Below are 24,456 nucleotides of genomic sequence, written 5' to 3' on the forward strand. Positions count from 1 at the left end.
CAACAAAGCCGACTTCCCGATCCCACCCGGACCATGCACGAACACAACACTCACCACCCCGCAGCCACCGCCATACAACGCCGCACGGAAAACCGCCAGCTCTTCCCCCCGCCCCACAAACGCCATCTCCCGCGCCGCTTGCAGGCGCCAGCCCAGCAACCCGGACCCATGACCACTCCCCGACGACATACCCCAAACCCCTCTCCGGACAGCCGATCGATACCGCTGTTGAATGCCCGGGCCGAATACTCGGCCGCGCTGGTCGGATTACCGGTTCGGTTCTCGGGCGCAAACCCGTCAACGTCCCCGAATCGCCTACATGGGTGGACCCAGACCTGGGCTACATCTCGCTTACGCAGCCCACGCCGGGGTGGGGTCGTCGTCGTGGTGGCGTGCCGCCGCAGTCCGGGCGGTACTCGAAGTGCCACCACTCGTTGTCGTAGATCCGGTAGAGGTCGTAGCGGGCGCCGTGTTCCTCGAGCCAGCGCGCCCCTTCGTGGGGGCGCACGTCCAGCGCGATGCCCTTGACGTGGTTGGACTCCGCTGGTGGTAGCACGAGCATTCGTGCCGAGGCCGGGGAGCCGGAGCGGCGCACCTCCTCGTCGAACATCCGTTGTTGGACCAGGGGATCGCGGTATCCCGAGGTGAGGCCGATGAGCTGGCCGTGACGCCAGAGCGCCTCGGTGCGCGCCGCGGTGAACGCCGCCATGGCGCCGTCGGTGAGCCCGGTGAGGTCTTCGGCGGGGAATCGCATCCCCAACGCCCAGCGGCAGGCCAGTTCGCGGGCCCGGCCGGGATGGCGAACGAACGCCACGGGCAGCAGGAGCACGGCGAGCACCATCGTGACCGCGGCGAACAGCCGGTCACGGGGCCGAGGTGGGATGGTACGTGGTTCGTTCATGACGAACTACGATTGGCACCGAATGTGCGTGCGTTGTCCGCCGCATGTCACCGTTTGTCGACGGCGGCCACCGTCGGCGCGACCGTGACACAACCATGACACGGCGCTGACGAGGTGGGGACACGGCCGGCCGACAGTGGATGGGGTTGACCGGCGGGCGAGTTACGGAGTGTGCTGTTGATACTCGGCGGCGTGTCGCGAGTGTTGTTGATCGAGGATGACCCGGCCGTGCGGGAGGGCCTTGAGCTGGCCCTGACCCGGCATGGGCACCGGGTGCGCGCGGTGGAGTCCGGCGAGCAGGGGCTGGACCGGCTGCGTACGGACCTTCCCGACGTCGTCGTGCTCGATCTGATGTTGCCTGGCATGGACGGGTTCGAGGTCTGCCGCCGCATCCGGGCCGCCAGGGAGGTACCGATCATCATGCTGACCGCGCGCGGCGACGACATGGACGTGGTGGCCGGGTTGGAGGCGGGCGCCGACGACTACGTGGTCAAGCCGGTGCAGCCCAGGGTGCTCGAGGCACGCATTCGCGCGGTGCTCCGGCGGATCGGCCGCGACCAGGCGGAACTGGAGCGGCACGGGGACCTGACCGTCGATCGGGCCGGGCTGGTGGTCGCCAAGCGCGGCGTGCCGGTCAGCCTCGCGCCGACAGAGCTGCGCCTGCTGCTCGAGCTCTCCGGCACGCCGGGCCGGGTACACAGCCGCCAGCAGCTGCTGGAGTCGGTATGGGAGCACGGGTATTTCGGCGACTCGCGTCTCGTGGACGCGTGCGTGCAGCGGTTGCGCGCGAAGATCGAGGACGACTCGGCGGCGCCCGTCTACGTGCAGACGGTGCGTGGGTTCGGGTACCGGTTCGGGCCGGTGTGAGCCGCCGGTGACACCTCGGCCGAGCCTGGGGCTGCGTGCCCGACTGTTGTTCGCGTTCGCACTGCTGTGTGTGGTCACCGCGGCGGCGGTGGCCGGCGGGATCTACGTCCAGGCCCGCAACGACATCCTGCAGCGAGCCCAGGATGCCGCGGTGCAGGCGATGAGAAGCCGTCTGGAGGCGCTCTTCCCGTTGCAGAGTGCGACGCCGGGCCAGGCCGAGCTCGACGAGATCGCCCGCACCATGACCGACGGTAACAGCTTCGCGGTCGCCGTCTACCACGAGGAGCACTCGCGGCCCGGCCCCCCTGCCGACGGGTCCCCTGGCCCGCCGGCAGGGCTCTGGAAGCCGGGCGGGAACGCGCCGATCCTGGATCCCTGGGCGATTCCCAAGGGGCTGCGGCGGGTGGTGGCCGGCGGCGATATCGCGTGGCAACGTGTGGTGTGGCAGGGCGAGCCCTACCTGATCATCGGCGCGCCGTTGCTGATCGTCGAGCGGGACCGGACGCGGATGTCCGGCATCGAGGTCTACACCGCGCGCAGCCTGCTTGCCGAACAGCGCAGCATCGACGGGCTCGCCGCACTCGCCTGGCTCACCGGCGGGGCGGCCCTGGCGTTCGCGGTCGTCCTGGCGTTGCTGGCCGCCCGTGGCGTGCTGCGCCCGGTGCGCGAGCTCGGTCGGGCGGCACGCCTGCTGGGCGAGGGCGAGCTGCGGACCAGGATCGCGGTGCGCGGCTCCGATGAGCTGGCCGACGTGGCACGCACGTTCAACAACACCGCCGCGGAGCTGGAACGGCACGTCAAGCAGCTGCGCGAGATGGAGGCCGACGCCCGCCGGTTCGTGGCCGACGTGTCCCACGAGCTGCGCACCCCGCTGGCCGCGCTCGCCGCGGTCGCCGACGTCCTCGACGAGGAGGCGGCCGGGCTGCCCGAGCCCGCCGGCAAGGCCGCCAGGCTGGTCAGCCAGGAGACGCTCAACCTCACCGGGCTGGTGAACGACCTCATCGAGATCAGCAGGTTCGACTCCGGCGTCGCGGCCCTCACGCTGAACGAGGTCGACGTGGCCGAGCTGGTGCGCGCGACCCTGCGTGCCCGGGGCTGGTCGGAGGCGGTGCACACCGAGCTTCCACCCGCGGTGACGGCACGGCTGGACCCGCGCCGAGTGGACGTCATCCTCGCGAACCTGGTCGGCAACGCCCTGCGGCACGGCGAGCCACCGGTGTCGGTACGGCTTTCCGCCGAACCTCACTGGATCGCTCTCGAGGTCCGCGACCACGGACCGGGGCTGGACGAAGCGGTGCTGCCGCACGTGTTCGACCGGTTCTACAAGGCCAATGCGGCCAGGGCCAGGTCCGAGGGCAGCGGCCTCGGGCTCGCCATCGCGCGGGAGAACGCGCGCCTGCACCAAGGCGACCTCACCGTCACCAACGCCCCGGACGGCGGCGCCACGTTCACGCTGCGCCTGCCACGCCGGGCACACGATCCGGACGGAGGCCCTGAGTGAGGACCGGGCTCGCCCGCCGCATGCTCGCGGCGGGCCTCGTATCGCTCGTCGCCGTGGCCGGCTGCGGCGTGCAACCCAGCGACGCCATCCGCGCAGGCGAACCGCCGAGCGGACGCGTCGCACCAACCACGACGATCACCCTCTATCTGGTGAAGAACGGCCGACTCAGCACGGTAACGCGGCCCAATGACCGTCCCATGTTCCTGGCGGACACGCTCGCGCTGCTGGCAGACGAACCCACCGCAGGGGAACAGGCGCACGGATTCACCACCGACGTCCCGCCCGAAGCCGGCCCGTTCTCGGTGACCGCCAAGCCGGCCGGCCGCTTGGTGGTGACCCTGTCCACTCCGGCCACCGAACTGTCCACACTGGCCGTTGAGCAGATCGTGTGCACGGCCGCCGCCGCGGCGCCGGAAAGCATTACCCAGGTCACCGTCGTCGGTGCAGGGCATGGAGTCGGCCCCCGGAGCTGCCCGCGGTAACGGTAGCGACCTATCCTCTGCTTTGGACAGTTCGCCGTGGTCTTGTCAGATTGAGTGGAGCGTGCGGCTGGCGGTGGTGGCGACGTCGATGACCGCGGCGACGGGGCGGGTAGCCGCGCGCGGGGCAGCGGGCACTGGCACGCCGGCGGCCATCGCCGCGCCCGCACGCCGGCCGGCGTCCCGTCCGCATGCGCCGACCGCGGCGATGCCGCATTCCGGCTCGGGCGGCTGCGGGCTGTCGGACGGGACGATCTCTTCCGACGTGGTGCACCTGGAGCAGGCGATCAAGACATATCGGAGCGCGCTGCTTGTCGCCACTCCTCGTAGACGGGGCACTGCGGGCAGCTGGCCCGGTCGCACAGCCGGCACAGCGTGGCCACCAGCCGCTCGCTGCGTGCCTCAGGCCCGAGCAGCGCTGCCGCGATCGGCACCAGGTGCTCACGCTGCTCGTCGGTCAGCCGCTCGATCAGCCGCTGCAAGGCGCCCTGCCGGGCCGACAGCGCCGCTGCCGCCACGCGCTCTCCCTCAGGCGTGAGCCACAGCGGGCGCGCGCGGCCCCGACTGCTGCGCTCGAGCCAGCCCTGTTCGGTCAACCGGCGGACCAGATGGGCGGTGCCCGGCTGGGAGATCCGCAACACGCCGCCCAGCCAGTCCGCCGTGCGCCCCGGCTGGTCCTTGATGGCAATCAGTGCTTCTCCCAGCGCGCCACCCGAGCCGACCGCTCCGGTCACCGCTTCGCGGATGATTCCCGTCACGAACAGGGCGGATGCGCCGAGCAGGTTTCCGGCATGCTTGTCTCGTGCATTCATTACTAATGAATGTACGCGTCTCAGGGTTGATTGTCTGCTACAACGCCGCACAACTGCCCGTGGCGATGCGGCCCCTGCTCATCGCCTTGGTGGCCGCCCAGCAGGCGGGCGGCTTCACCGGCGCCGGCCTCGCAGGTGGGGCGGCGGCGACGGGCATGGCGCTGTCAGCGCCCTGGTGGTCCCGCGCGCTGGCGCGGTACGGCGACCGGCGCATTCTGATGACCTCCGGCGCGCTCTTCCTCGTCACCGAGCTCGCGCTCGCGGCCAGTCATGGCCTGCTGCCGGTCATGGGTGCGGCGGCGCTGTGCGGGCTGTGCACGCCGCCGATCTCCAGCAGCCTGCGCTCAATGCTCCCGCGCCTCGTCGCCACCGGCGATCCCAGCAGGGCTTACGCCGTCAACGCCGTCGCCAACGAGACGGTCTACATCGCCTCGCCCTTATGGGTGACCGGCTGGGGGACGCTTGCCGGTCCGGCCGCCGCGCTCGTCGCCAGCGCACTTGCCGGCGCCGCCGCCCTCGGCGCCGGCATCGCGTTCACACCTGCTCTTCCGCGCCCGTCCCGCCGGGCAGGGCCGTCCCTCACGGCCCTGCCCGCCGTGCGCACCCTCGCCGGCGCCTACCTCGCCTACTGGGTCTGCATGGGTGCGATGTGGGTGCTCCTGCCCGCCTTCGCCGCCCACGCCGGCGCCTCCCACCAGGCCGGGCTGCTGGTGGCGCTCTGGTCGGTCGGCAGCCTCGCCGGCGGCCTGGCCCTGGCGGTACGCGGACCACGCGGCGCTTACCGTGATCGCTACCTCTGGCTGCTCGGCACGCTCGCCGCGACCTCGCTGCCGCTGGCCCTGCCGGCCACGGTCGCGACGATGGCCGTCACGATCACCCTGTTCGGTATCGCGCTCGCGCCCTGGCTGGCCACCAGCGACCAGCTCGTCGCCGTGATCGCCGGGCCGCGCAGCAGCGAACTGTACGGCTGGCTGACCACCCTCGGGCAGATCGGCAGCGCCATCGGAGCCGCGCTCGCCGGCCCGCTCGGCGACCGGTACGGCGGCGGCCCGGCCTTCCTCCTGGTAACCGCTGCCCTGGCAGCGGGCCTCGCCATCGCCCTCACCCGTAGGCGCACGCTGCCTCAGGACGGCCGACCGTGAACGCATCCCTTGACGGACAGGTCGCGGCGTTAACTCAACGGTGTTGACTCCAGCCGTAGATCGTGATCTTCATTTCTCCAGGCTGCTTTGTCGCTGGTAGTGGCTGAAGCGTGCGCGGGCTTGGCCCTTGAGTAGGAAACGTCCGGTGAACCGGGGCTACTGTCACATTTGTTGACACGCACCACTCATGTGCCGGTCCCCGAGCCGGAGCCCCGCTGAGGAAGGAGGGCCTTGGCGGCGGCCCAGGCTCGGGGTAGCCCGAACTCGGCCAGGCCGCGGAGCAGATCGCGCAGTGTCTCCTCGGTGGCTCCGGCCGCTTTGGCCAGTTCGGCGTGCAGGCGAAGGGATTCGCCCAACGTCTGGTAGAAGACGTCCACGACCAGACAGGCGATGGCCCGCTCGCGCACACTGAGGTGGGTGCGAGCCCAGCGCTGGGCGAGCTGGTCTTCGGTGAAGACGGCCAGGCCCGGGTCCACGTCCTCGAGGTCGCGTACGGCGCGGGCCAGCGGCCCGGTCAGCGGCACCGGCTTGACCACCTCGGTGTCGGATGCCTCTGGGAGGCCGAGCTCAGCCAGACGCTGGAAGGCCGGGACGAGGATGGGGTAGCCCACGTAGGGGGCCAAGTGGCGGTAGAGCTCCCGGATCGACTCGGGTTCGACCCCATTGGCCAGGGCCATCTGCACGTGCATGGCCAACGGCAGGTCCAGGTGAGGGTGGCACAGGTCGGCGGTCAGGCAGACGAAGGCCTTCTCCCGCATGGTGAGGTGGGTCAGGCCCCACAGGTTGTGGCCCGCACCGACGGCGAGCCTGGCGAAAACGGGGTCGAGCGCGACGAGGGCGTCGGCTCCGGCGAGCTGGGGCATCGGTGTGCTCCGTTCGGGGTTTAGGACAGCCCGAGCGCGCGCAGGCGCAGGCGGTCGAGGGTGTACTGGGGGAGGATGCGGCCGAGCGTGCTCATCAGCCGGGACTTCTTGCCGACCGGATAGCGGGAGCGGGGCTTGCGCGCGGTCAGGGCGTGCAGCACCGCGCGGGCGACCACGTCGGGGCTGGAGCCCGAGCGCTCCTCCTTGAGCCCGGCGGTGGTCATGGTGCGGTAGGCAGTGCCGTACAGCTGCCTGCCCTGCTCGCCGAGGGAGACCAGGCGGGGTTCGACCTCGTCTTCCAGCTTGTCCACCGCGTCTGTGTGAATGGAGCCGGGTTCGATGAGTACCGCGCGGATCCCCCAGGGTTTGACCTCCATGCGCAGCGCGTCGTTCAGCGAGCGGATGGCGTGCTTGGAGGAGCACAGCGGACCGCCGAAGGGCAATGTGATCCAGCTGCCCACCGAGCCGACCGTGACCACGCGCCCGCGCGAGGCGCGCAGCTTCGGCAGCATCGCCTGGGTGACGGCCACCTGGCCGAAGACATTGACCTCGTACTGCCGGCGCAACGCGTCCAGGGGGACGAACTCCAGCGGTCCGGTGACGCCGATCCCGGCGTTGTTGACCAGGGCATCGAGATGGCCCAGGCGCTCGGCGGCCTCCGCGATCTGGCCGGCGTCGGTGACGTCGAGAATGATGGGTGTGACGGTGGGGCCGAGTGCTTGGCCGTCGGACTCCTTGCGCACCCCCGCGTAGACGGTGAAGCCCTCGCGGGCCAGCAGCAGCGCGGTGGCACGCCCAATGCCGGTGGAGGCGCCGGTCACCAGGACGGTCTTCGACATGAGAGGTTCCTTCCAGGTCAGTAGTAGGTGCGCATCAGCTCGGTCGCCCACTCCGGCTGCACCGTCTCGCCCTGCGGGCCGAACTCGGCCATGTAGGGCTTGATGTCCAGGACCGGGCTGCCGTCGATGGCGTCCAGGCCGCGGACATGGAGGTCCAGGCCGTCCACGGCAACCACCCGGCAGCGCGAGACGCCCAGCAGGTTCGGCCGGTTCTTGCCCCGCTGAGCGAAGATGCCGACCTTAGGCCAGTCCGGGTTGCCCCGGGGGTGACGGGCGGAGGTGTTGATCGAGGATGGGTCCACGAGGTGGAACTGGAACACCACCTCCAGGTGCGAGAAGGCGTCCAGTCCGGCGAGCGCCTCCGGCCCGAAACGCGTTCCGTCGAGACGGATCAGCGCCTTCTCGACATTCCAGTCGTCGTCAAACGCCTCAGCGCGCCCACCGATGACCGTTCCTACCGGCTGCACGACGATTCGTTCCATATTTCCTCCAGTCGGTCGAAATCATCGAAATGCTCTCTTGCCCAAGCCCATCAGCGTCGGGGCGACCAATGAGGCGGCGGGCCGTGCGGCTGCGCGAGGTCCTCGGCGCGCGAGTGCTGACGATCGGCGCCTTTACAGGGGAGCGGGCGATGCCCAGAGCGGCGCTGGTGGCCTTCCCACGTGCCGGGGGGGGTGATCGAGTGGCTCGCGCCGGCCATCCTGCGCTACCTGACCAGCGACTGAACCTGCTGCTGCTCCTCCGCCTTGAGCAGGCGGTTCTCTTTGATGAGGGAGTAGATCAGCAGCCCGCTCATGATGAAGTGGCCGCCGGCGGTGTACAGGCCGGGGAAGTAGCCGCCCTTGAGGATCGGGAAGACGAAGTGGGCGATGCCGTTGAGCAGGCCGGCGCCCAGGGCGTACCACCACAGGAAGAAGTTGGCCACGCGGATTCGATAGAGCGCGCCGGCGCCGGCGAAGAAGTAGAGAGCGCCGAACCCGAAGACGAAGACGAGCAGGAATTCGTTCTCCGGCCAGTCACGCGGTGAGTCGAACAGCTCGACGATCTCGTGGGGGAAGCCGCCGGTGTACTCCTCGGCCATGTGGATGAGCTGGAAGCCGACCGCGCACAGGTAGACGGCGATCACCTTCCTGGACTTCACCGGCCGGGCGTAGCTGAAGGCCATCCAACCGCTCCAGGCGAGCACGCTGGCCACCACGAGGACGATGGCGCCTTGGATGGGAAGGGTCAGCAGAGCCCAGGCACAGAACGCGACGGCCAGGATCGCCATAACGGTCGCCGTAGGGCTCAGGTCGTTTGGGCATGGCCCTGACCCTATGAATCTTGAGGTGATCGCCGCCTCCGTCACGTGACTGATGTACGTTCGCGGTCACACCAGTCAAGCGACGGAGGCGAGGCACAGCGGCCTCGGCGCGTCTTCACACACATGAAGTTGATCAACGAACGGTCGCGTTCCTTGCACGTCGCCGATGCTGGGCGGATCTACGGGTGACGCAGACCTTCGGAGCGGGCGAGGTGACGCCCCTCATCGCCCGAGTCTCGTCGGTACCGGCGCCGCTGCAGGTGAGCGCGCACGCCGTTCACCCCACGAGCTTGGAGGTGGGGTGGCGCGCCGACCGGCGGGGAGCAGCTCGACCGGTTCGGCGCGGGTCGGCTAGAGTGCCGCCGCGTTGCCGGCCATACTCGCAAGGACGGGTCTCGACGCTGTCCGCCCGACCCACCACGGGACCGAGAGCATCTGACTCTGCGCCGGGCCGACGGCGCGACCGACCGGTGGACGAGCTCGCCGTCCACCGTGAGGCCCCTGCGCATCTCCTGGCCACCAGCACGACAAAGTACGCGCATGTCTGCCTGCTTGTCGTGGGCGCGTCCGGTCCGCCGTCACGTCACGCCGGCTCGGCGGCGGCACTGACAGTGTGCAGGCGGCGGGCACGCACTACACCGTCACCGTGCTTCCGGGCCTGGGCCCGCTCCGCCTCCGGTGGCCCTGTGCGAGCTGGACGTGGTCGCTTCGTTGCGGAGGAGAGCATGCTCAGCATGGGCGGTGTATGGGAGCTCTCGACCACTCTCTCCAGAGCCCAAGGGAGGGTGATCAGCATGGTGATGCAGTCAAGTGACTGAGGCGGCCGGCGAGAGGTGCGGCCTAGCGTCGGCGGTATGAAACTTATCAATGATCATCTGGCCGTCAAGGCCCGTGCGCTGCCCACGACCGGCGATGGTTTCATCGTGCTGGCCGGCGAGGTGGGCGTCTGGCGCAGCTACTTCCCGTCCGCCCCCACTCGGCTGGCCGCTCACCTCAAGGCCCTGGCCGGGGGCGTCGAGGCTCGTGAGGTCAACGTGTTCCGCGCCCTGTTCCGTACCCCAGGAGAGGGCGACAAGCTGCTGGCCGCCAGGGGGATCCAACCGGCACGCTACGACGTCGTCGTGCTGATCCGCACCGTGTCCGTGGAGGCGGCGCTCGCCGTGCGCGAGAGTGCGGCCTACAAGGAACTGGCGCAGCCGCTGCGCGCGGCGGCTCGCCGTACCCACGAGATCGTCGCGAGCAACGCCGCGCGGCTCGGCGATGTGGACCACAGCCAGGACCACAACTTCCTGTTCAACTACTTCTACGCCGACGACCACGACACCCTGCTGAAGGTGTTCGACTACACCGCCGGCTGGTTCCAGGCCAAGACCGCGCTGCCGAACTCCGCGCTGATGCGGCCCATCGAGGGTGAGAGCGCCGACTACGGGCTCATCAACCACGCCAGCTGGCCGACCCTGCGCGCCTTCCTGCCCAGCCTGATGTTCCGGCCCACTTTCCGCAGTTTTGTGCTGGCCAACTTCAAGGCCAACGGCGTTGCCGCGCAGCCGATCATCTACCGCCGGGTCTGACCTATGCCAGCTCCAGCCTGGCCAGCTCGGCGCGGGAGGCGACGCCCAGCTTGGGGAAGGCCTTGTACAGGTGGGATGCGACGGTGCGGGGACTCAGGAACAGCCGCGCGCCGATCTCGCGGTTGGACGCGCCAGTGGCAGCCAGCCGTACCACCTGCAGCTCCTGCGGTGTCAGCACGGCCAGCGGATCTGCGGCCTGCGAGCGGTCCGGCAGGCTGAGCCCGGTCGCGCGCATCTCGGTGGCGGCGCGAGCAGCCCAAGGAGTGGCGCCCAGTTGGTCGAAGGCCTCCATGGCGGCCTGGAGCTGAGTGCGCGCCTCAGCTCGTCGCCTGTTCCGGCGCAGCCATTCGCCATAGACCAGGCGGGTGCGTGCCTCGTCGAACGGCTGCCGGTCCTGGGCGTGCAGGGCCAGCGCCCGTTCGTACAGCGCCCCGGCCGCGCTGTCGGGGCTCAGCAGCGCACGCGCCCGCTGGAGGAGGGCGAGCGGTGCGGTCCGGCCCGTAGCCTCGGCGGAGGCAGCCAAGCTGTGGAGCAGGTCCTGGGCACGCCGTGGCTTCCCCACCCGGACAGCGGCCTCGATGTAGTCGGGCCAGGAGTACCGCCACAGGAAGGCATGGCTCGTGGGACCGCTCATCGCCCGGTCCACCCGGTCAAGCATCGCTTCGTAGCGGCCCATCCCGAGGTCGAGGATCGCACGGGCGCACTCCCCCCAACCGGCTCCGGGCATCCACTTACGGTGGTCGGCGTCACGGATCGCCTGCTCGGCCATCGCCTCGCACTCCTCCTGCGCCCGGCGACCGCCGACAGCCAGGCGTGGATGCCCGCCAGGTAGCCGCGCCACATCGGCTGGCCGACATCGGAGGCCAGGGCCAGGCCCGTGGTCACCGTGGCCCGCGCGGAGGGATGCCGGCCGCCGAGCACCTCGGCGATGGCCAGGATCACCATGGCCTGGGGCAAGCGCCCCAGGCGTCCCTCCAGCCGGCATTCCTCGACGAGCGCGGTGGGAGCGTCGAGCATGCTGGCGACGTTCTCGCCGACGATGCCCTGGAACACCTGAAGGCAGCGCAGCTCGTAGGGGATGTGGTCGTCCCGTCCCGGCCTGCCGGACAGAAGCGTGGGGGTGGCGTCGCCCTCCAGGACCCGGCGGAAGGAGTGGTTGACGGTGCGCACCGCCTCCACCGGCCCCTCGCCGTCCGGGCACAGTTCCTCGGTACGGCGGGCCAGGGTGAGCTGGTCGGGGTGGGTGGCACTGGCCCAGGTGTAGTAGCCCGCCATGGCCAGCAGCGACAACTTGCTGGGCAGGTCGTCGGTCGCCTCGGCCCCGTCGTGCAGCAGCCGTACTCCATCCAGCGGCCGGCCCGCCTCGACCTCCAGCTTGGCGCGCACGTAGGCGAGTTCAGCCCTGGCCGACCCCGTCAGCGTGACCGTCTTGGCCCGCTGCCGCGCCCTGGCCACCAGCTCGCCCGCGCGCTGCCACAGGCCCGCCTCGATCGCGGCTTGGGCGGCGGCGGTCCACCGGCCCACGGCCCGGCCTGGGTCGGGCGACAGCTCGGCCGCGCGGGCGTAAGCCGCCGACACCGCTGTCTGCCCGCCGCGACGCAGCGCGCGCAGCGCCAGGTTCTCCAGTTCCCCGGCCACTTCCTCGTCCGGTTGCAGAGTGAGGGCGGCCCGGTGCCAGGCGCGCCGGTCGTCGTCGGCGGTCTCGGCCAGCGCCCGGTGGGCGGCCATCCGGTCGCCGATGTCGCAGGCCAGCAGCACCGCCGTACGCACCAGCGGATGATGGAAGGCAACGCCCTCGGGCCCCACCCGGACCAGACCCGCGCGCTCGGCTTCAGCGAAGTCGACCAGCGAGGCGCCGAGCCGGCCGACCGCGCGTGCCAGCACCTCCAACCCGCCGTGGTGGTCCAACGCCGCCACCAACAGGCAGGAGCGGGTCGCGGCGGAAAACGCCGAGACGCGGTCGCGGAACCCCATCAGCACCCGGTCCGTCACCGGCTGCGCCGTACCGGCGAAGAAGGACAGCGGAGCCATGGCACCCTTACGCTGCTCTGGGGTGAGCATGCGGGGCAGCTCGATCAGCGCCAGCGGGTTGCCCCCGGCCTCGGCCACCAGCTGGTCGCGCACGGTAGGCGGCAGATCCGCCGCCTGCTCGGCGAGAAGGTTGCCGGCCGCCTCGGCATCCAGCTCCCGCAGGCGTAACTCGGGCAGCCCCCTGGCGGGGAACTCGCCGTCCCGCACGTCACCGTCCCGCGCGGCGAACAGGACGGCGACGGGCTCGGCATGCAGGCGACGTGCAGCGAACAGCAGCGCATCGGCCGACTCGCCGTCCAGCCATTGCGCGTCGTCGACCAGGCAGACCACCGGACCCGCGGCCGACAGCTCCACCAGCAGGTTGAGCGTCGCGAGCCCGACCAGGAAGCGGTCTCCCCGAGTGGCCCCGCCGAGGCCAAGCGCACCGCGCAACGCCTCCGCTTGCTGGCGCGGCAGCGCCTCGACGTGCTCGAGGACGGGACGGAGCAGCACGTGCAGCGCGGCGAAGGGCAGATCGGCCTCGGACTCGACACCGGACACCCTTAACACCTGCGCCTGCGCTCCAGCCGCAGAACACTCCAGCAGGGCCGACTTGCCGATGCCCGCCTCACCGCGCACGACCAGCGCACCGCACCGGCCTTCCACCAATTCGGCAATGACGGATTGCTCCGCCTGACGTCCGTGCAGCATGGTTCTCCCAAGAATGAAGGTGCGCGATGTTACCCGTGGGGAACGCTCACATTGTCGCAAATGTCCGGCGATAGAAGTCGACCTGGTCGGTGACCACACGGTCCCGGAAGCTGAGGTCGGTGTAGAACGTGAAGTGGCTGCCGGGGTAGACACGCAGCTCGCCTCGCGGCGCACGGTCGGCCAGCACCCGGGTGGTCTCCAGGGGTGTTTCGCGGTCCTCTGCGGCGACGCAGACCAGCAGCGGGCAGGTCAGCCGCGCGGCGGCCTCGGCAGGCCGGTAGCGCATCATCTGCAGCAGCCCTCTCGGCGCGACGCTGTTGCGCCACAGCGTCGCCCCTCCACCGGTCAGAGTCTGGATGTGCCGGTCGGCCTCGGGAGTCGCGGTCACGGCGAGCTCTCCCGGCCGTCCCACCATGGGGATGTAGTACGGCCGCAGGCCCAGCTTGCCCCGGATCGCGTCCCAGACGATCGCGCCCAGCAGTCGCAGCGTCTCACCGGTCGAGCGGCCCTCGACCTTCTTCGGGAACCCGTTGAACGGGATCTGCGCCACCACGGCGGCGATTCGGAGATCGCTCGCGGCCACGGTGATGGCGTGCGCGCCGCCCAGCGAGTTGCCCCACAGCAGCACCTTGTCGGGGTCGATCCGCTCGTGCGCGCGGGCGAAGGCCACGGCGGCGCGGACATCGACCAGCTGGCCGTCGATGTCGGGGGTCTGACGGGGCTCGCCGTCGCTCTCGCCGAAGCTGCGGTAGTCGAACACCAGTGCCGCGAAGCCTTCGGCGGCGAAGCGCTCGGCGTAGTCGAAGAGCCGGTCCATGGTCCCGCTGAAGCCGTGGCAGAGCACCAGGCACGGCACCGGCCCGGAACAGGTGGGCAGGTAGAGGTAGCCGGCGCACCGGACGCCGGCGGCGGCGAAGGACACCTTGGTTCGCATACAGATCATCCCCGCAGCAATAGACTGACTGCCGGTAAGCACTCTAGCGAATGGACTGACCTCAGGTAAGTGAGATCGAATGACATCCGAGCGAATCTTGGAGGCGGCGCGCGCCCTGTTCGCCGCCCGCGGCTACCGCGCCACCTCGATGCAGGCCATCGCCGACGAGGTGGGCATCAGCAAGGCTGCGCTCTACTACCACTTCGATTCCAAGGAGGAGATCCTCCGCCGGCTCACCATTCCGCTGCTGGACGAATTGGAGGCGGTGCTGGCCGAGGCCGAGTCCGGCGACAGCGCCGAGGAGGTGCGGTGGCGGGCGATCGAGGGCTACGTCGATGTGCACCTGCGCCACCGCCAGACACTCACCATGCTGGTCAAGGACATGACACTGCTGGTGCAGGCGCCGATCGCCGACCGCTTCCGCACCGCGATCGCCCTGGCCAACGAGCTGGTTGCTGGTCCAGGCTGCGGGCTCGAGCAGCGGGTGCGAGCCTGTCAGGTGGTCGCCGGGTTGGCTGATCCGGTGGTGCTGTTCCGCGATGCACCGGCCGATCAGCTGCGCAGCATGATCCTGGACGGGGCGCGGGCACTGCTGGGCGCCCCGGTCGCGCCCCGGGCGCATGGGCGCGCCCGGGGACGCAACGGCGGACGACGCGCCATCCTCACCGACGAGCAGGTCACACAGATGCGTGCCCTGTACGCCGAGGGCTGCGGCGGCGAGGAGATCGCCGCCCGTTTCGGGGTCTCCAGGGCCACCGTCTATCGCCATCTCAAAATCTAAAGATTGTGAGATTTGATTTTGAGACGGAGCCTTGCTCGCAGCCTCCATCGCCCGGCCGATCAGTGGGTGCCCGGCCGCCGTGGCGTACGTCAAGAACACGTCGACCGCGCAGGCGCTACGCAATGGCCCGCGGCCCCCGTTCTGGCCCAGCAGCAAGATCACGATCTACGGCTGGAGCACGGACGAGAAGAACAGGTGCTCATTGCGCTCGATCGCCCTGGTCAAGACGTCGCGGCTGAAGCGCGCCCGCTCGGTCCGACCCCTTGTACAGCCGAGCGACCCATAACCAAAGATCTATGCCATCTCGCCACGCCGCTGCGGCATGGTGACCATATGAGACCTGACACACACCCGAACGCCGTGCATACCCGGCGCTTGTACGATCTGATCGGCAGTGGCGATCTCACCGGTTATCTCGGCCTGATCGCCGACGACGCCATTTTCCACATCGGCGGCGACAGTATCGTGGCAGGCGAGCATCGCGGCAAGGACGCCATCATCAGGCTCGGCATGCTCGTGCGCGAAGAGACGGGCGGCACCTTCCAGACCGGGCTGCTCTCTGTACAGGCCAACGACTCTTACTCGGTCACTCTGCACCGCTGGACAGCGGAGCGCCGTGGAGAGCGCGTCGAGATGGACAATTTCAACGTCTACGGCTTCGAGCGAGGGCTGGTCGTGGAGCGCTGGGAATATGTGGCCGACCAGCGCGCCCACGACGCTTTCTGGCGCCGATGACGGCTCGGCCGACGCCTTCAGCGGTCAGGCATTCCGATGGCCTTGGCCGAAGTCCGGCGCCTGCTCAACCGCCTGGCCAGCGCATCCGTGCGCAGCAGCATGCTTGATGCCCTCTCGCATGGTCGATTACGAGCCCTGCCCTGGTCTGTCCTGTTCTTCCCGCCCCTCTTGGTGCGCCGGCATCGGAGACTCGGCCGTTGATGGGAGGGCCGCGGCGATGCAGTCGAGGACGCGCTGGAGCCCGTACCGGAACTGGTCGTCGCGGCTCAGATGCGGCTGGCGCGCCTCCATCACGATCTTGGTGAACATCGGATACTCCCCGCTCTTCACCAGCCGGTCGACGTACGGGTAGCTCCGCGCCATCCACTCCGACTCGCTGAGCCCGCTGCGGCGAAACTCCTTGGCCGAGCTGATCTCCTCGCGGACGGTGCCCTCGATGTAGCTGTTCAGCATGGCCATGAGGCTGAGGTTCTCGTCGATGGAGACGAAGGCGTCGAGCACTCCCATCAGCCGTTCGATCAAGAGCAGCTGGTTGGGGCCGAAGCTGGGGAGTGACCGCTGCACGGTGGCGATCCACGGGTGCCTCAGCCACATGGCCCGCAGCCCGTCGGCGTAGCGGGTCAGGTCGGCGCGCCAATCGCCCGAGGGCATGCCCGTGACGTCGATCTCGCCCATCAGCCGGTCGGCCATGAGCTCGACCAGGTTGTCGCGGCTCGGGACGTACCGGTAGAGGGACATCGCGCCGGCGCCGATCTCGGCGGCGATCCGCCGCATGGTGGCGGCCTCCAGCCCCTCGGCGTCGGCGATCCGGACGGCCGCCTCGGTGATCTGCGCGCGGCTGTAGGCCGGCTTCGGCCCGCGGGAGGGGCGCTCGGGCCGCATCCAGATGTTCACGTACTCGGCGTCGGTCACCGTTCCACCTCCCACTTGCGTACATAGTACCCAGTAACTTAGCCTGGCCGACATAACCGCGTACAACGTACCCAGTGGAGGAGTCATGGCGGATCCGATCGTCTTCGCCGAGGGGCTGCACAAGTCCTTCGGCGACACCCATGCGCTGCGAGGGCTGGACCTGAGCGTTCCGAGGGGAACGGTCTGCGGCGTGCTGGGGCCCAACGGCGCGGGGAAGACGACCGCGGTGCGCATCCTGGCGACCTTGTCCGATCCCGACGCGGGGCACGCCCGCATCGCCGGATACGACGTCGTCCGCGACGCCGGCAAGGTGCGCGCCAGGATCGGGCTCGCCGGCCAGCACGCCGCCGTGGACGAGAAGCTCACCGGCCGCGGCAACCTGCGCATGTTCGGACGCCTCTCCCACCTGTCCCGGCGACAGGCGCACCGGCGGGCCGACGAGCTGCTCGAACGCTTCGGCCTGATGGACGCCGCCGATCGGCAGGTCACCGGCTACTCCGGCGGCATGCGGCGCCGCCTCGACCTGATCACCAGCCTCATCCTGCGCCCCGAAGTGCTCTTCCTGGACGAGCCGACCACCGGCCTGGACCCGCGCAGCCGCGGCGAGATCTGGGACAACGTCCGCGAGCTGGTGGCGGACGGCACCACGGTCCTGCTCACCACGCAGTACCTGGACGAAGCCGACCAGCTGGCCGACGACATCGCCGTCGTCGACCACGGGCAAGTGATCGCCACGGGCACACCCGACGAGCTGAAGGCCACGATCGGCGACCGCCTCGACGTCGTCCTCGAAGACCCCGCCGCCCTGAGTCAGGCGGCGACCGTGCTGAAAGCCCTGGCCGGGACCGATCCCACGATGACCGGCGCCGACCGGCTCAGCGTCGCCCTGCCGGACGGCAGCTTCCGGCTCGCCGACATCGTGCGCGAGCTCGACCGCGCCGAGGTCGCCGCGGCCGACGTGCGGCTGCGCCGCCCCACCCTCGACGAGGTGTTCCTGCGCCTCACCGACCGCAAGGAGTCCGTACGATGACCGCCCTCACCCCACCGCTGAGCCACCGCCTGCGCTGGACGTTCGCCGACGGGCTGACCCTGGTCGGCCGCGAGCTGGGACGGCTGCGACACAATCCCGGCGAACTCGTCGCCGCGCTGATCTTCCCGGCCGTCATGGTGGTGCTGTTCGGGTACGTCTTCGGCAGCGCGATCCAGGTGCCGGACGGCGGCGACTACCGCGAGTACCTCATGCCCGGCCTGTTCGCGATGGTGACCTTTTCCGCGGTGATGGGGGTCATGACGCGGATGGCCACCGACGCCTCTCGCGGTGTGATGGACCGGTTCCGCTCCATGCCGATGGCGCGCGTGGCGGTGCCGTTCGGGCAGACCGGCGCCGACCTGCTGACCGGCCTGCTGATGCTGGCCATCATGGTGGGCGCGGGCCTGCTGGTGGGCTGGCAGCCGCACCGCGGCCTGATCCCCACGGCCCAGGCGTTCCTGCTGATGATCGTGCTGCGGTACGCGCTGAGCTGGGTGGGCGTCTATGTGGGCCTGGCGGTGAAGAACGACCAGGTCGCCGACGCGATGGTGCCGCTGTTCCTGCCGTTCACGATGCTGTCGAACGCGTTCGTCCCGACCGACGGCATGCCGGGCTGGCTGCGTTTCGTGGCCGACTGGAACCCGGTGAGCGCGCTCACCGCCGCCTCGCGGGAGCTGTTCGGCAACCCGGGCGCCCCGTCCGGAAACGTGGCCTGGCCACTCGCGCATCCGGTGACCGCCGTCCTGCTCTGGTCGGCCGCGCTGCTGGCGATCTTCGTCCCGCTGTCGCTCCGGGCCTACATGCGCAGAGGACGCTGAACGCTCGAGGCATCTGCAGACCGTGTGTTCTCTTCCGAAGGGCATCAAAATGGCGCAAAACATCCACGAAGAGGTGCAGCAGATCCTGGACTGGGCTGCCGAGGACAACATTCCCGGTATCGTCGCCGAAGTTCACGACGCCGACGGAACATGGTTCGGCACCGCAGGAGTGGCCGACCTCGCCACCGGGCATCGGCGTCAGCCAGGGGAGTACCTCCACATCGGCAGCTCCGGCAAGGCCTTCACCGCCGCCACCGTGCTGGCCCTGGCAGCCGAAGGCAGGTTGAGCCTCGAGGACCCGGTGAACACATGGCTGCCCGGCGTCATGGAGACGGGCGGCTACGACGGTGACAAGATCACCATCCGACATCTGCTCAACCACACCAGCGGCCTGTTCCTCACCGGCCTCGCACCAGAGCTACAGCACAGCATCGCCACGCAGCCAACCCGCATCTGGACCACCTCCGAACTGGTGAAGCTCGCGGTCTCCCAGCCGCCGGTCGGCGAGCCGGGCGAGCGGTTCATCTACTCCAACGGCGGCTATTACCTGGCCGGCGCGATCATCGAGAAGGCCACCGGCAACACCTACGCCGCCGAAGTCGAACGCACAGTCATCCGGCCGCTCGGCCTGACCCACACCTACGTACGGCCCGCCGACGCCACAAGCTATCTCCACCCGCATCCCACGCCGTACGTTGCCAGCGCCCTCAAGGATGGCGTCGACCCGGCGACGCTCACCGCGGAGAACTGGGCGTCAATGATCGACCATGACAAGCCGCCCATCGACGTCACCGCGCTCAACACCTCATGGGGCTGGGCGGCCGGCGGCATCGTCTCCACTACCGAAGACCTGACCCACTTTCTCAAGGCGATCGCGACCGGCGGCCTGCTGCCACCGGCTCAGCACCACGAGATGTGGACCACGGTCGCCAACGACAGCGTCGTCTGGTTGCCGCACGCCCGCTATGGCCTCGGCGTGATCGAGTTCGACAACGCGGGGATGGGCGGCCTGACCGTGCGTGGCGTCAGCGGCACCCTCCCGGGATCCTTCACCCTCGCGCTGAGCACCGACGACGGCCGGCAGAGCGTCGTCATCCACACCAACATCGAGCCGAAGACCTTGGACATCCCCATCAAGATCATCAAGGCGATGTACGGCGTCGCCCTCGGCTGACTGGCCGGAGCAGTTCGGCCGGAGCAGTTCGGCCGGAGCAGTTCGGCGGGAGCAGTTCGGCCGAGATCGGCTACGCCAAACTGCTGCTGGCCACCCTCGCCGCCCGCGAGAAGGTCCAGGCCAACGGGGACACGCTCATGAAGCCCTCCAGCACGATCGACCAGGCCCTGCCGCTGCTCGGGCTGGAACGCTCGCCCGGGCCATCGACTGGGGGCCTCCGGTCGTGGTCGCCGCCTTCACCGCCGGGCTGGTGAGCCTGGTGCAGCACGGGGAGGCACTGCCCGCGGGCGACGCGCTCGTGCTCATGCGCATCTGTGGCACCCTGCTCGGCGGGGCGGCGGCCTTCGGGCTGGTCGACGCCATGTCCGCCGATCTCGGCGCCGCCGCGGTCCCCCGATGGGTACGGCAGGCGCTGCGCTGCCTGCTGCCCGGTGGCGCCGCGATCGCGATCAGCTACCGATGGGTGCTGGGGACCATCCTGCTGCCGCAGCAGGTCCGGCTCTGGCCACCGACCTGCGGGTTCGGGTACTGGGACCAGGCGCACCTGTTCTGGCCGGCGATGCTCCCCATGCCGTACCCCTGGCTCAGCTTCGCAGAGCGCGACCTGCGAAGCTGACACGTCACGTGGTCATGCTGAAGTTCTTCGCGCCGCGCTTCATGACCCTCCACTCGCCGGGTAGGACCACCCATCGACCCGGATGGTCGTCCTCGGGGTTGAACTGACGACAGGATTTCCCGACTTCCACCCATTCAAGGGTCCGCGGCTGCCAGCCAAGATCGCTATGGCCGCTCTCCGACGTATCTCGGTCGTCCCCCTATATAAACGCACGGACGCCTGCGCCGATCCACCCCGTGGTGCTCTTCCGCCGTCTTCCGGCGCCAGAGCACCACGGCAGATGCTGCTTCCAGCCTTCCGATGGTCAGTCGCTACTGGCCGTTCCGATCCTTCTCACGGGCCTTTCGGTTGCTCAGGCGCAATCAGCTGGCGGGCTTGCCGAACCAGCGGGAGAGGTGGTCGTCCAGGTCCTGCTGATCGTCGCCGATCCAGGCGACGTGGCCGTCGGGGCGTAGCAGGACGCACGGGACATCCAGTTCCGCAGTGGGATCCGCGAGGTAGTCGACCCGGTCTGACCAGCCGCCGGCGGTCAGGCGTTCGGTGCGGTCCAGCAGCAGGCCGCGGCCGCGATGCAGCAGACCGTAGAGATGGCCCTGTTTCACGTCGATGTCGCGCAGGCGGCGGCCGAGCAGGTCGGGGCCTTCGCCGAAGTCGTAGCGGATGCCGATCGCGGTGATCTTCTCGATCAGATAGCGGTTCACCTCGTCGAAGTCCATCAGTTCGGTGAGCAGCCTGCGCACGGCCTGCGGGCCAGGTTCGGTGGACAGCAGTTCCATCTGGGCGCGGGTGTTGTCCAGCACGTCCTCGGCGACCGGATGACGTTCGGCCTGGTAGGTGTCCAGCAGCGTTTCCGGCGCCCAGCCGCGGATCTGTGCGGCCAGTTTCCAGCCGAGGTTGAATGCGTCCTGAACGCCCAGGTTCAGGCCCTGTCCGCCGATGGGTGGATGGATGTGTGCCGCATCGCCGGCCAGCAGCACCCGCCCGACCCGATAACGTTCGGCCAGCCGGGTGGCATCCCCGAAGCGGGACAACCAGCGTGGGGAGTGCACGCCGAAATCGGTTCCGGCGATGCTGCGCAGCTGTTGTTTGAAATCCTCGAGGGTGGGCGGTTCCGCGCGGTCGCTGACTCCCGCGGCGGGGACTACGACGCTGTAGACCCCTTCGCCGAAGGGCCGGAGCCAGAATGGCTGATGGGTCTCGTGGATTTCGGCCACCTTGGCGGTGATCTCCTCCTGCGGCATGCCCACTTCCATCTCGCCCATCAGCGTCTCGGTCCGTGAGGGCTCGCCGGGGAAGCCGACGCCGAGCAGTTTGCGCACCGTACTGCGCCCGCCGTCACAGCCGATGAGATAGCGCGAACGCAGCTGTTCCCCGCCGGCCAGCTCGACGGTCACACCCTCGTCGTCCTGCTCGAAACCGGCGACCGCGCAACCGCGCCGGACCTGCGCACCCAGTACGATCGCATGTTCTTCGAGCAGACGTTCGATGACCGGCTGCGGGATGCCCAGCAGATAGGCGTGCGCGGAATCCAGGCCCTTGGGCGCGGGTTTGGGGATGGCGGCGAAGAAACCGCCGGCCGGACGCTGTCTTCCGTGTTCGAGAATACGATCCAGCAGCCCGCGCATCGCCATCAGCTCGAGACTGCGAATATGCAGACCGACTATGCGGACGAACGACTTGGGCTCGGTTTCCTTCTCCAGAACGAGTACCCGCACATCGTGCAGCCGCAGTTCGGCGGCCAGCATCGCGCCAGTCGGCCCGCACCCGACAATGATCACGTCGAACATGAGGGGCGCGCGATCGGCGCCGGAGGCCGGCGACCTGAGAGCTGCGGCGACGTCGCCCACCGTGAAGTCACGCTCGACCCTGTCGTTCGACGGCGGCTCGGCGGTGACCTGCTGAGAGTGCATAGGTGTTGCCTTTCGGGAGTGCCTGGTTGGCGAGGCGCTCCCGGCGACACCTACGTCAATCGCCCGACCGTGACGGAAGGGGGAGCACCCACATCGATACAGCGTTCATGGGTCTCACCTCCTCGGGCGGTGTCATGGTCGCCTGCAAGCTACAAGCCCGAACATCACCCCGTCCAATCCTTTTCCCAGCCGCGGGATCACGACTCCAAACGGGCCCGTGCGGTTGCAGGGCGAATCTGGCGTGGCGGCCCGGCTGGTCCCGGTCACGGTCGACGGTCTGATCCCGGCCGCCCCTGAGGCCGACCGGATCTCGGAAGGTGCTGCCCTGATGAGGTTCGCTCGTGGCCACTACGCGAACTGGTCGTAGGCGAGCTTGACGACCAGCGCGATGACGACGCACAGCAAGACGCCGAGCACATCATCCCGCCCGCCCGGACGCGATGATCGCGCGAACAGGATGACGGCGGCCTGACCGAACTGGCCTGGCCCGGATGGCTGGACGAGCAGAGTCAACGCCTAGGGCAGCAGCCGTTCTCTCCTCGTCGCTGTATGAGAGCACCGGGCGGTCGGAAGAGGTCTTGGCCGTGAACATCGAGGATCTGGACTTTGCAGGGCAAAGGCGCGCGGACCAAGGCCCGCCGTCGAGCGCCCGGTCTTCTTCATCCACCGCCGCCCGGGTCCCGGCAAGGTCGTCGGTTTCCCGGGACGCGTGCCCCAACACCGGCTTGGCCCGGCTGTCGTCATCGGCGACAGCCTCTACCTCGCCGACGTGGGCACCACGCCAGAATCACCGGCCACGGCCGCGCACCGCTGGGCCGCTGGCAAGCCGACACCACAACGCCGGACCTGCCATGGTTGTCTGGTCACCAGCTCGCCCAGCGCATCGCGGCCAGCGATCTGAACTGGACCGACCTGGAGGTGCACCCGCGGATCCCGGCACTGTGGGAACAACGCGGTGAACTGCTGAAGCGCCTGTCCCAGCTCCCACACGTCCTCGTGCACGGCGACTTCTCCCAGGGCAACCTCAGAGCCTCCGAAGACGGCCTCACCACCCTCGTCCTGGACTGGGCGACCCCTGGGGACCGGCCCGGTCGGCGCCGACCTGGCTTCACTGGCGCTCACCACTCTCGGGCAACATCTCCACCACTACTTGGACGGCCTCAATGGCCGATTCAAGACCACCGACGTGGACCTCGGATACCGGGCAACGCTGGCACTGACGGGAGCCGGCCGCGTCCACTGGATACTCACGCGCGGGATGACACCCCCCGACAGCTACACCGAGTTCATCATCACCGAGACGAACTCCCTATGAGCACCACGGATCCCACTCCGCTCTCGCCCCACACCTGAACTTCAACACACCGGACAAGGTCGTTGCACCACACGTGTTGCCATCACTACCGTGTTTTGCGACAGCCTCTGAGCTGCACAAACGCAAGGAAATGCGCCCAGCGAGCTGGGCGACCCCAGAGAACATGCCGGTCTCGGCCAGGAGCTGGATCAGGAAGGCGTCGCGGGCGTGCCGGGCCAGGCCGAGCAGCACGGCGATCTCCTCATCCGACAGCCACTCATAGCCCGGGACCGCGACCCGGAACGTGATCGTGCGGGCCATCACGGTCCGGTTCTGGCCATCCTCGCCCGCGTCGAACCCGACAGGCAGAAAGCGCAGATACTTCGGCTGGGTCAGCGCGTTGACCACCGTCGGCGGCACCCAGCCCTGCAGGCAGCACCACGACAGAAACTCCCCGACCGTCCCCATGATCGCGTTCGCGGTGCCCTCGCTGCGGTAGCGCGCCGTCGCGGCCGGCCTGCGCGAGCGCGCCGGCATTGGCTCGTCCACCAGCCAGCGCATCATCGCCATCAGCTGCGCCAGGCTAGGGCTCGACCAGTCCACCCCATGGCCCCGGCAGTACGACAAGTACAAGGCGATCCGGCCCGCGTACGTCTTCTCGGTGTTGAACGTCTGGCCCGCCGCACGCAGCCCCGCCAAGTACGCGCACGCCTCGACATGCAGCTCCAATCCTCGTCGACCACCGCCCACGACACCGACTCGTCGGCGGCCACCGCCCGCTCAGGCCGGTAGAACCGAGGCAGCGCACCTGACATGCCTGACATGCCTGAAAGACCCCTAGATATCTGTCTGGCAAGTACGCGCCAACTTTACTTGCCTGACATGGATGACTACCGAGAGTTACTCCAGATAACTCCGCCGCTCTGGCCGCCGTTTCATACAACATTCGCCACAGCGCCCGCTCACGCAGCGGGATGTCACGGCGCGACAGCAGCCGGTGGATCGCGGTCTTGGCCACCCAGCGGCGGAGCCGGACGCCCGCCGGCCCAGGTGGCCATTCCGTGAACCGGTCCTCGCACCGCGGTGGGGAGCCCACGGGGGGTTAGACCCCGTGGGCTCTTCCGCTCTAGTGCCGTATCAGCCAAGGTTCGCCCTGTAGTGCCTCAGGTCGCGGATGGCGCAGGTCTCGGCGAACGCGACGTCTGAAATCCGCCAGCATGCTCACGGTCGGTCGGGCGAGAATCCGCTCGTGA

The 24,456-nt window shown here is 69.2% G+C and carries 26 protein-coding genes; 13 read left to right on the plus strand and 13 right to left on the minus strand.

Features of this window, described 5'->3' with window-relative positions:
- Positions 1–340 precede the first annotated feature (340 nt).
- Entirely contained in the window at positions 341–901 is a 561-nt protein-coding gene (gene vanY-N / locus ETD86_RS35725) for a D,D-peptidase/D,D-carboxypeptidase VanY-N (RefSeq protein ID WP_138671064.1), read from the minus strand.
- Between the two features lie 192 nt (positions 902–1,093).
- Here vanY-N and ETD86_RS35730 point away from each other — a divergent pair, with 192 nt between their 5' ends.
- From ETD86_RS35730 to ETD86_RS35740, 3 genes are read left to right on the plus strand one after another with little or no spacing between them, the layout of a single operon-like run.
- Positions 1,094–1,768 carry a response regulator transcription factor gene (locus ETD86_RS35730; RefSeq protein WP_170223439.1) on the plus strand — a complete coding sequence of 225 codons (675 nt, stop codon included), beginning with the start codon at positions 1,094–1,096 and terminating at the stop codon, positions 1,766–1,768.
- A 7-nt stretch (positions 1,769–1,775) separates the two neighbouring features.
- Entirely contained in the window at positions 1,776–3,269 is a 1,494-nt protein-coding gene (locus ETD86_RS35735; RefSeq protein ID WP_138671065.1) for a sensor histidine kinase, read from the plus strand.
- The gene (locus ETD86_RS35740) at positions 3,266–3,751 is read left to right on the plus strand and encodes a GerMN domain-containing protein (protein ID WP_138671066.1); all 486 of its coding nucleotides are present in this window, start codon (positions 3,266–3,268) and stop codon (positions 3,749–3,751) included. The genes ETD86_RS35735 and ETD86_RS35740 overlap by 4 nt, the downstream gene beginning before the upstream one ends.
- Positions 3,752–4,035: 284 nt before the next feature.
- Here the strand turns inward: ETD86_RS35740 and ETD86_RS35745 are convergent, their stop codons facing one another.
- Positions 4,036–4,560, minus strand: a complete 525-nt coding sequence (locus ETD86_RS35745) for a MarR family winged helix-turn-helix transcriptional regulator (RefSeq protein WP_138671067.1) — start codon at positions 4,558–4,560, stop codon at positions 4,036–4,038.
- Between the two features lie 5 nt (positions 4,561–4,565).
- Here ETD86_RS35745 and ETD86_RS35750 point away from each other — a divergent pair, with 5 nt between their 5' ends.
- Complete coding sequence (locus tag ETD86_RS35750; RefSeq protein ID WP_138671068.1) at positions 4,566–5,702, plus strand: MFS transporter; 1,137 nt, start codon at positions 4,566–4,568, stop codon at positions 5,700–5,702.
- 185 nt (positions 5,703–5,887) lie between these two features.
- Here ETD86_RS35750 and ETD86_RS35755 read toward each other — a convergent pair whose 3' ends face one another.
- The 4 genes from ETD86_RS35755 to ETD86_RS35770 form a co-directional block, all read right to left on the minus strand.
- Positions 5,888–6,565, minus strand: a complete 678-nt coding sequence (locus ETD86_RS35755; RefSeq protein WP_138671069.1) for a carboxymuconolactone decarboxylase family protein — start codon at positions 6,563–6,565, stop codon at positions 5,888–5,890.
- A 20-nt stretch (positions 6,566–6,585) separates the two neighbouring features.
- Positions 6,586–7,404, minus strand: coding sequence for an SDR family oxidoreductase (locus ETD86_RS35760; RefSeq protein WP_138671070.1), 819 nt, complete (start codon positions 7,402–7,404; stop codon positions 6,586–6,588).
- 17 nt (positions 7,405–7,421) lie between these two features.
- The gene (locus ETD86_RS35765; RefSeq protein WP_138671071.1) at positions 7,422–7,886 is read right to left on the minus strand and encodes an SAM-dependent methyltransferase; all 465 of its coding nucleotides are present in this window, start codon (positions 7,884–7,886) and stop codon (positions 7,422–7,424) included.
- A 224-nt stretch (positions 7,887–8,110) separates the two neighbouring features.
- Positions 8,111–8,674 (minus strand): HXXEE domain-containing protein, encoded by a 564-nt coding sequence (locus ETD86_RS35770; protein WP_138671072.1) that lies wholly within the window; start codon positions 8,672–8,674, stop codon positions 8,111–8,113.
- A gap of 887 nt (positions 8,675–9,561) precedes the next feature.
- Here ETD86_RS35770 and ETD86_RS35775 point away from each other — a divergent pair.
- Complete coding sequence (locus ETD86_RS35775) at positions 9,562–10,278, plus strand: hypothetical protein (protein WP_138671073.1); 717 nt, start codon at positions 9,562–9,564, stop codon at positions 10,276–10,278.
- Position 10,279: 1 nt separating this feature from the next.
- On the opposite strand, the gene ETD86_RS59335 is transcribed toward ETD86_RS35775, so the two are convergent.
- The 3 genes from ETD86_RS59335 to ETD86_RS35790 are packed head-to-tail and all read right to left on the minus strand — an operon-like array spanning position 10,280 to position 13,933.
- Positions 10,280–10,912 (minus strand): helix-turn-helix transcriptional regulator, encoded by a 633-nt coding sequence (locus ETD86_RS59335; RefSeq protein ID WP_170223440.1) that lies wholly within the window; start codon positions 10,910–10,912, stop codon positions 10,280–10,282.
- On the minus strand, positions 10,909–12,999 hold the full coding sequence (locus tag ETD86_RS35785) for an AAA family ATPase (RefSeq protein ID WP_138671075.1): 2,091 nt from the start codon (positions 12,997–12,999) through the stop codon (positions 10,909–10,911). The genes ETD86_RS59335 and ETD86_RS35785 overlap by 4 nt, the downstream gene beginning before the upstream one ends.
- 46 nt (positions 13,000–13,045) lie before the next feature.
- Positions 13,046–13,933, minus strand: a complete 888-nt coding sequence (locus tag ETD86_RS35790; protein WP_138671076.1) for an alpha/beta hydrolase — start codon at positions 13,931–13,933, stop codon at positions 13,046–13,048.
- A gap of 79 nt (positions 13,934–14,012) precedes the next feature.
- On the opposite strand from ETD86_RS35790, the gene ETD86_RS35795 reads away from it, so the two are divergent.
- The 3 genes from ETD86_RS35795 (at position 14,013) to ETD86_RS35805 (ending at position 15,449) form a co-directional block, all read left to right on the plus strand.
- Positions 14,013–14,714 (plus strand): TetR family transcriptional regulator, encoded by a 702-nt coding sequence (locus ETD86_RS35795; RefSeq protein WP_138671077.1) that lies wholly within the window; start codon positions 14,013–14,015, stop codon positions 14,712–14,714.
- Between the two features lie 31 nt (positions 14,715–14,745).
- Entirely contained in the window at positions 14,746–15,000 is a 255-nt protein-coding gene (locus ETD86_RS35800; RefSeq protein WP_138671078.1) for a hypothetical protein, read from the plus strand.
- 89 nt (positions 15,001–15,089) lie between these two features.
- A complete protein-coding gene (locus ETD86_RS35805) occupies positions 15,090–15,449 on the plus strand; it encodes a nuclear transport factor 2 family protein (RefSeq protein WP_170223441.1) in 360 nt (119 codons plus the stop codon).
- A gap of 126 nt (positions 15,450–15,575) precedes the next feature.
- On the opposite strand, the gene ETD86_RS35810 is transcribed toward ETD86_RS35805, so the two are convergent.
- A complete protein-coding gene (locus ETD86_RS35810) occupies positions 15,576–16,361 on the minus strand; it encodes a TetR/AcrR family transcriptional regulator (RefSeq protein WP_138671080.1) in 786 nt (261 codons plus the stop codon).
- A gap of 85 nt (positions 16,362–16,446) precedes the next feature.
- Here ETD86_RS35810 and ETD86_RS35815 point away from each other — a divergent pair, with 85 nt between their 5' ends.
- The 4 genes from ETD86_RS35815 to ETD86_RS35830 all read left to right on the plus strand — a co-directional run bounded on the left by ETD86_RS35815 (position 16,447) and on the right by ETD86_RS35830 (position 19,999).
- On the plus strand, positions 16,447–17,391 hold the full coding sequence (locus ETD86_RS35815; protein ID WP_170223442.1) for an ATP-binding cassette domain-containing protein: 945 nt from the start codon (positions 16,447–16,449) through the stop codon (positions 17,389–17,391).
- Complete coding sequence (locus tag ETD86_RS35820; protein WP_138671082.1) at positions 17,388–18,209, plus strand: ABC transporter permease; 822 nt, start codon at positions 17,388–17,390, stop codon at positions 18,207–18,209. The genes ETD86_RS35815 and ETD86_RS35820 overlap by 4 nt, the downstream gene beginning before the upstream one ends.
- A 49-nt stretch (positions 18,210–18,258) precedes the next feature.
- Positions 18,259–19,383, plus strand: coding sequence for a serine hydrolase domain-containing protein (locus ETD86_RS35825; RefSeq protein WP_138671083.1), 1,125 nt, complete (start codon positions 18,259–18,261; stop codon positions 19,381–19,383).
- Between the two features lie 223 nt (positions 19,384–19,606).
- Positions 19,607–19,999 (plus strand): hypothetical protein, encoded by a 393-nt coding sequence (locus tag ETD86_RS35830; RefSeq protein WP_138671084.1) that lies wholly within the window; start codon positions 19,607–19,609, stop codon positions 19,997–19,999.
- A 362-nt stretch (positions 20,000–20,361) separates the two neighbouring features.
- Here the strand turns inward: ETD86_RS35830 and rox are convergent, their stop codons facing one another.
- Both rox and ETD86_RS55735 read right to left on the minus strand, forming a co-directional pair.
- Positions 20,362–21,786 carry a rifampin monooxygenase gene (gene rox / locus ETD86_RS35835; protein ID WP_211370526.1) on the minus strand — a complete coding sequence of 475 codons (1,425 nt, stop codon included), beginning with the start codon at positions 21,784–21,786 and terminating at the stop codon, positions 20,362–20,364.
- Positions 21,787–22,257: 471 nt separating this feature from the next.
- Entirely contained in the window at positions 22,258–22,422 is a 165-nt protein-coding gene (locus ETD86_RS55735; protein WP_170223443.1) for a hypothetical protein, read from the minus strand.
- Between the two features lie 93 nt (positions 22,423–22,515).
- On the opposite strand from ETD86_RS55735, the gene ETD86_RS60285 reads away from it, so the two are divergent.
- Positions 22,516–23,262 carry a phosphotransferase gene (locus ETD86_RS60285; RefSeq protein ID WP_138671086.1) on the plus strand — a complete coding sequence of 249 codons (747 nt, stop codon included), beginning with the start codon at positions 22,516–22,518 and terminating at the stop codon, positions 23,260–23,262.
- Here the strand turns inward: ETD86_RS60285 and ETD86_RS35845 are convergent.
- Positions 23,219–23,932, minus strand: a complete 714-nt coding sequence (locus ETD86_RS35845) for a site-specific integrase (protein WP_211370525.1) — start codon at positions 23,930–23,932, stop codon at positions 23,219–23,221. The two genes, ETD86_RS60285 and ETD86_RS35845, sit on opposite strands and share 44 nt — an antisense overlap.
- Positions 23,933–24,456 lie beyond the last annotated feature (524 nt).

Source organism: Nonomuraea turkmeniaca, assembly GCF_005889735.1.
Lineage (GTDB): Bacteria > Actinomycetota > Actinomycetes > Streptosporangiales > Streptosporangiaceae > Nonomuraea > Nonomuraea turkmeniaca.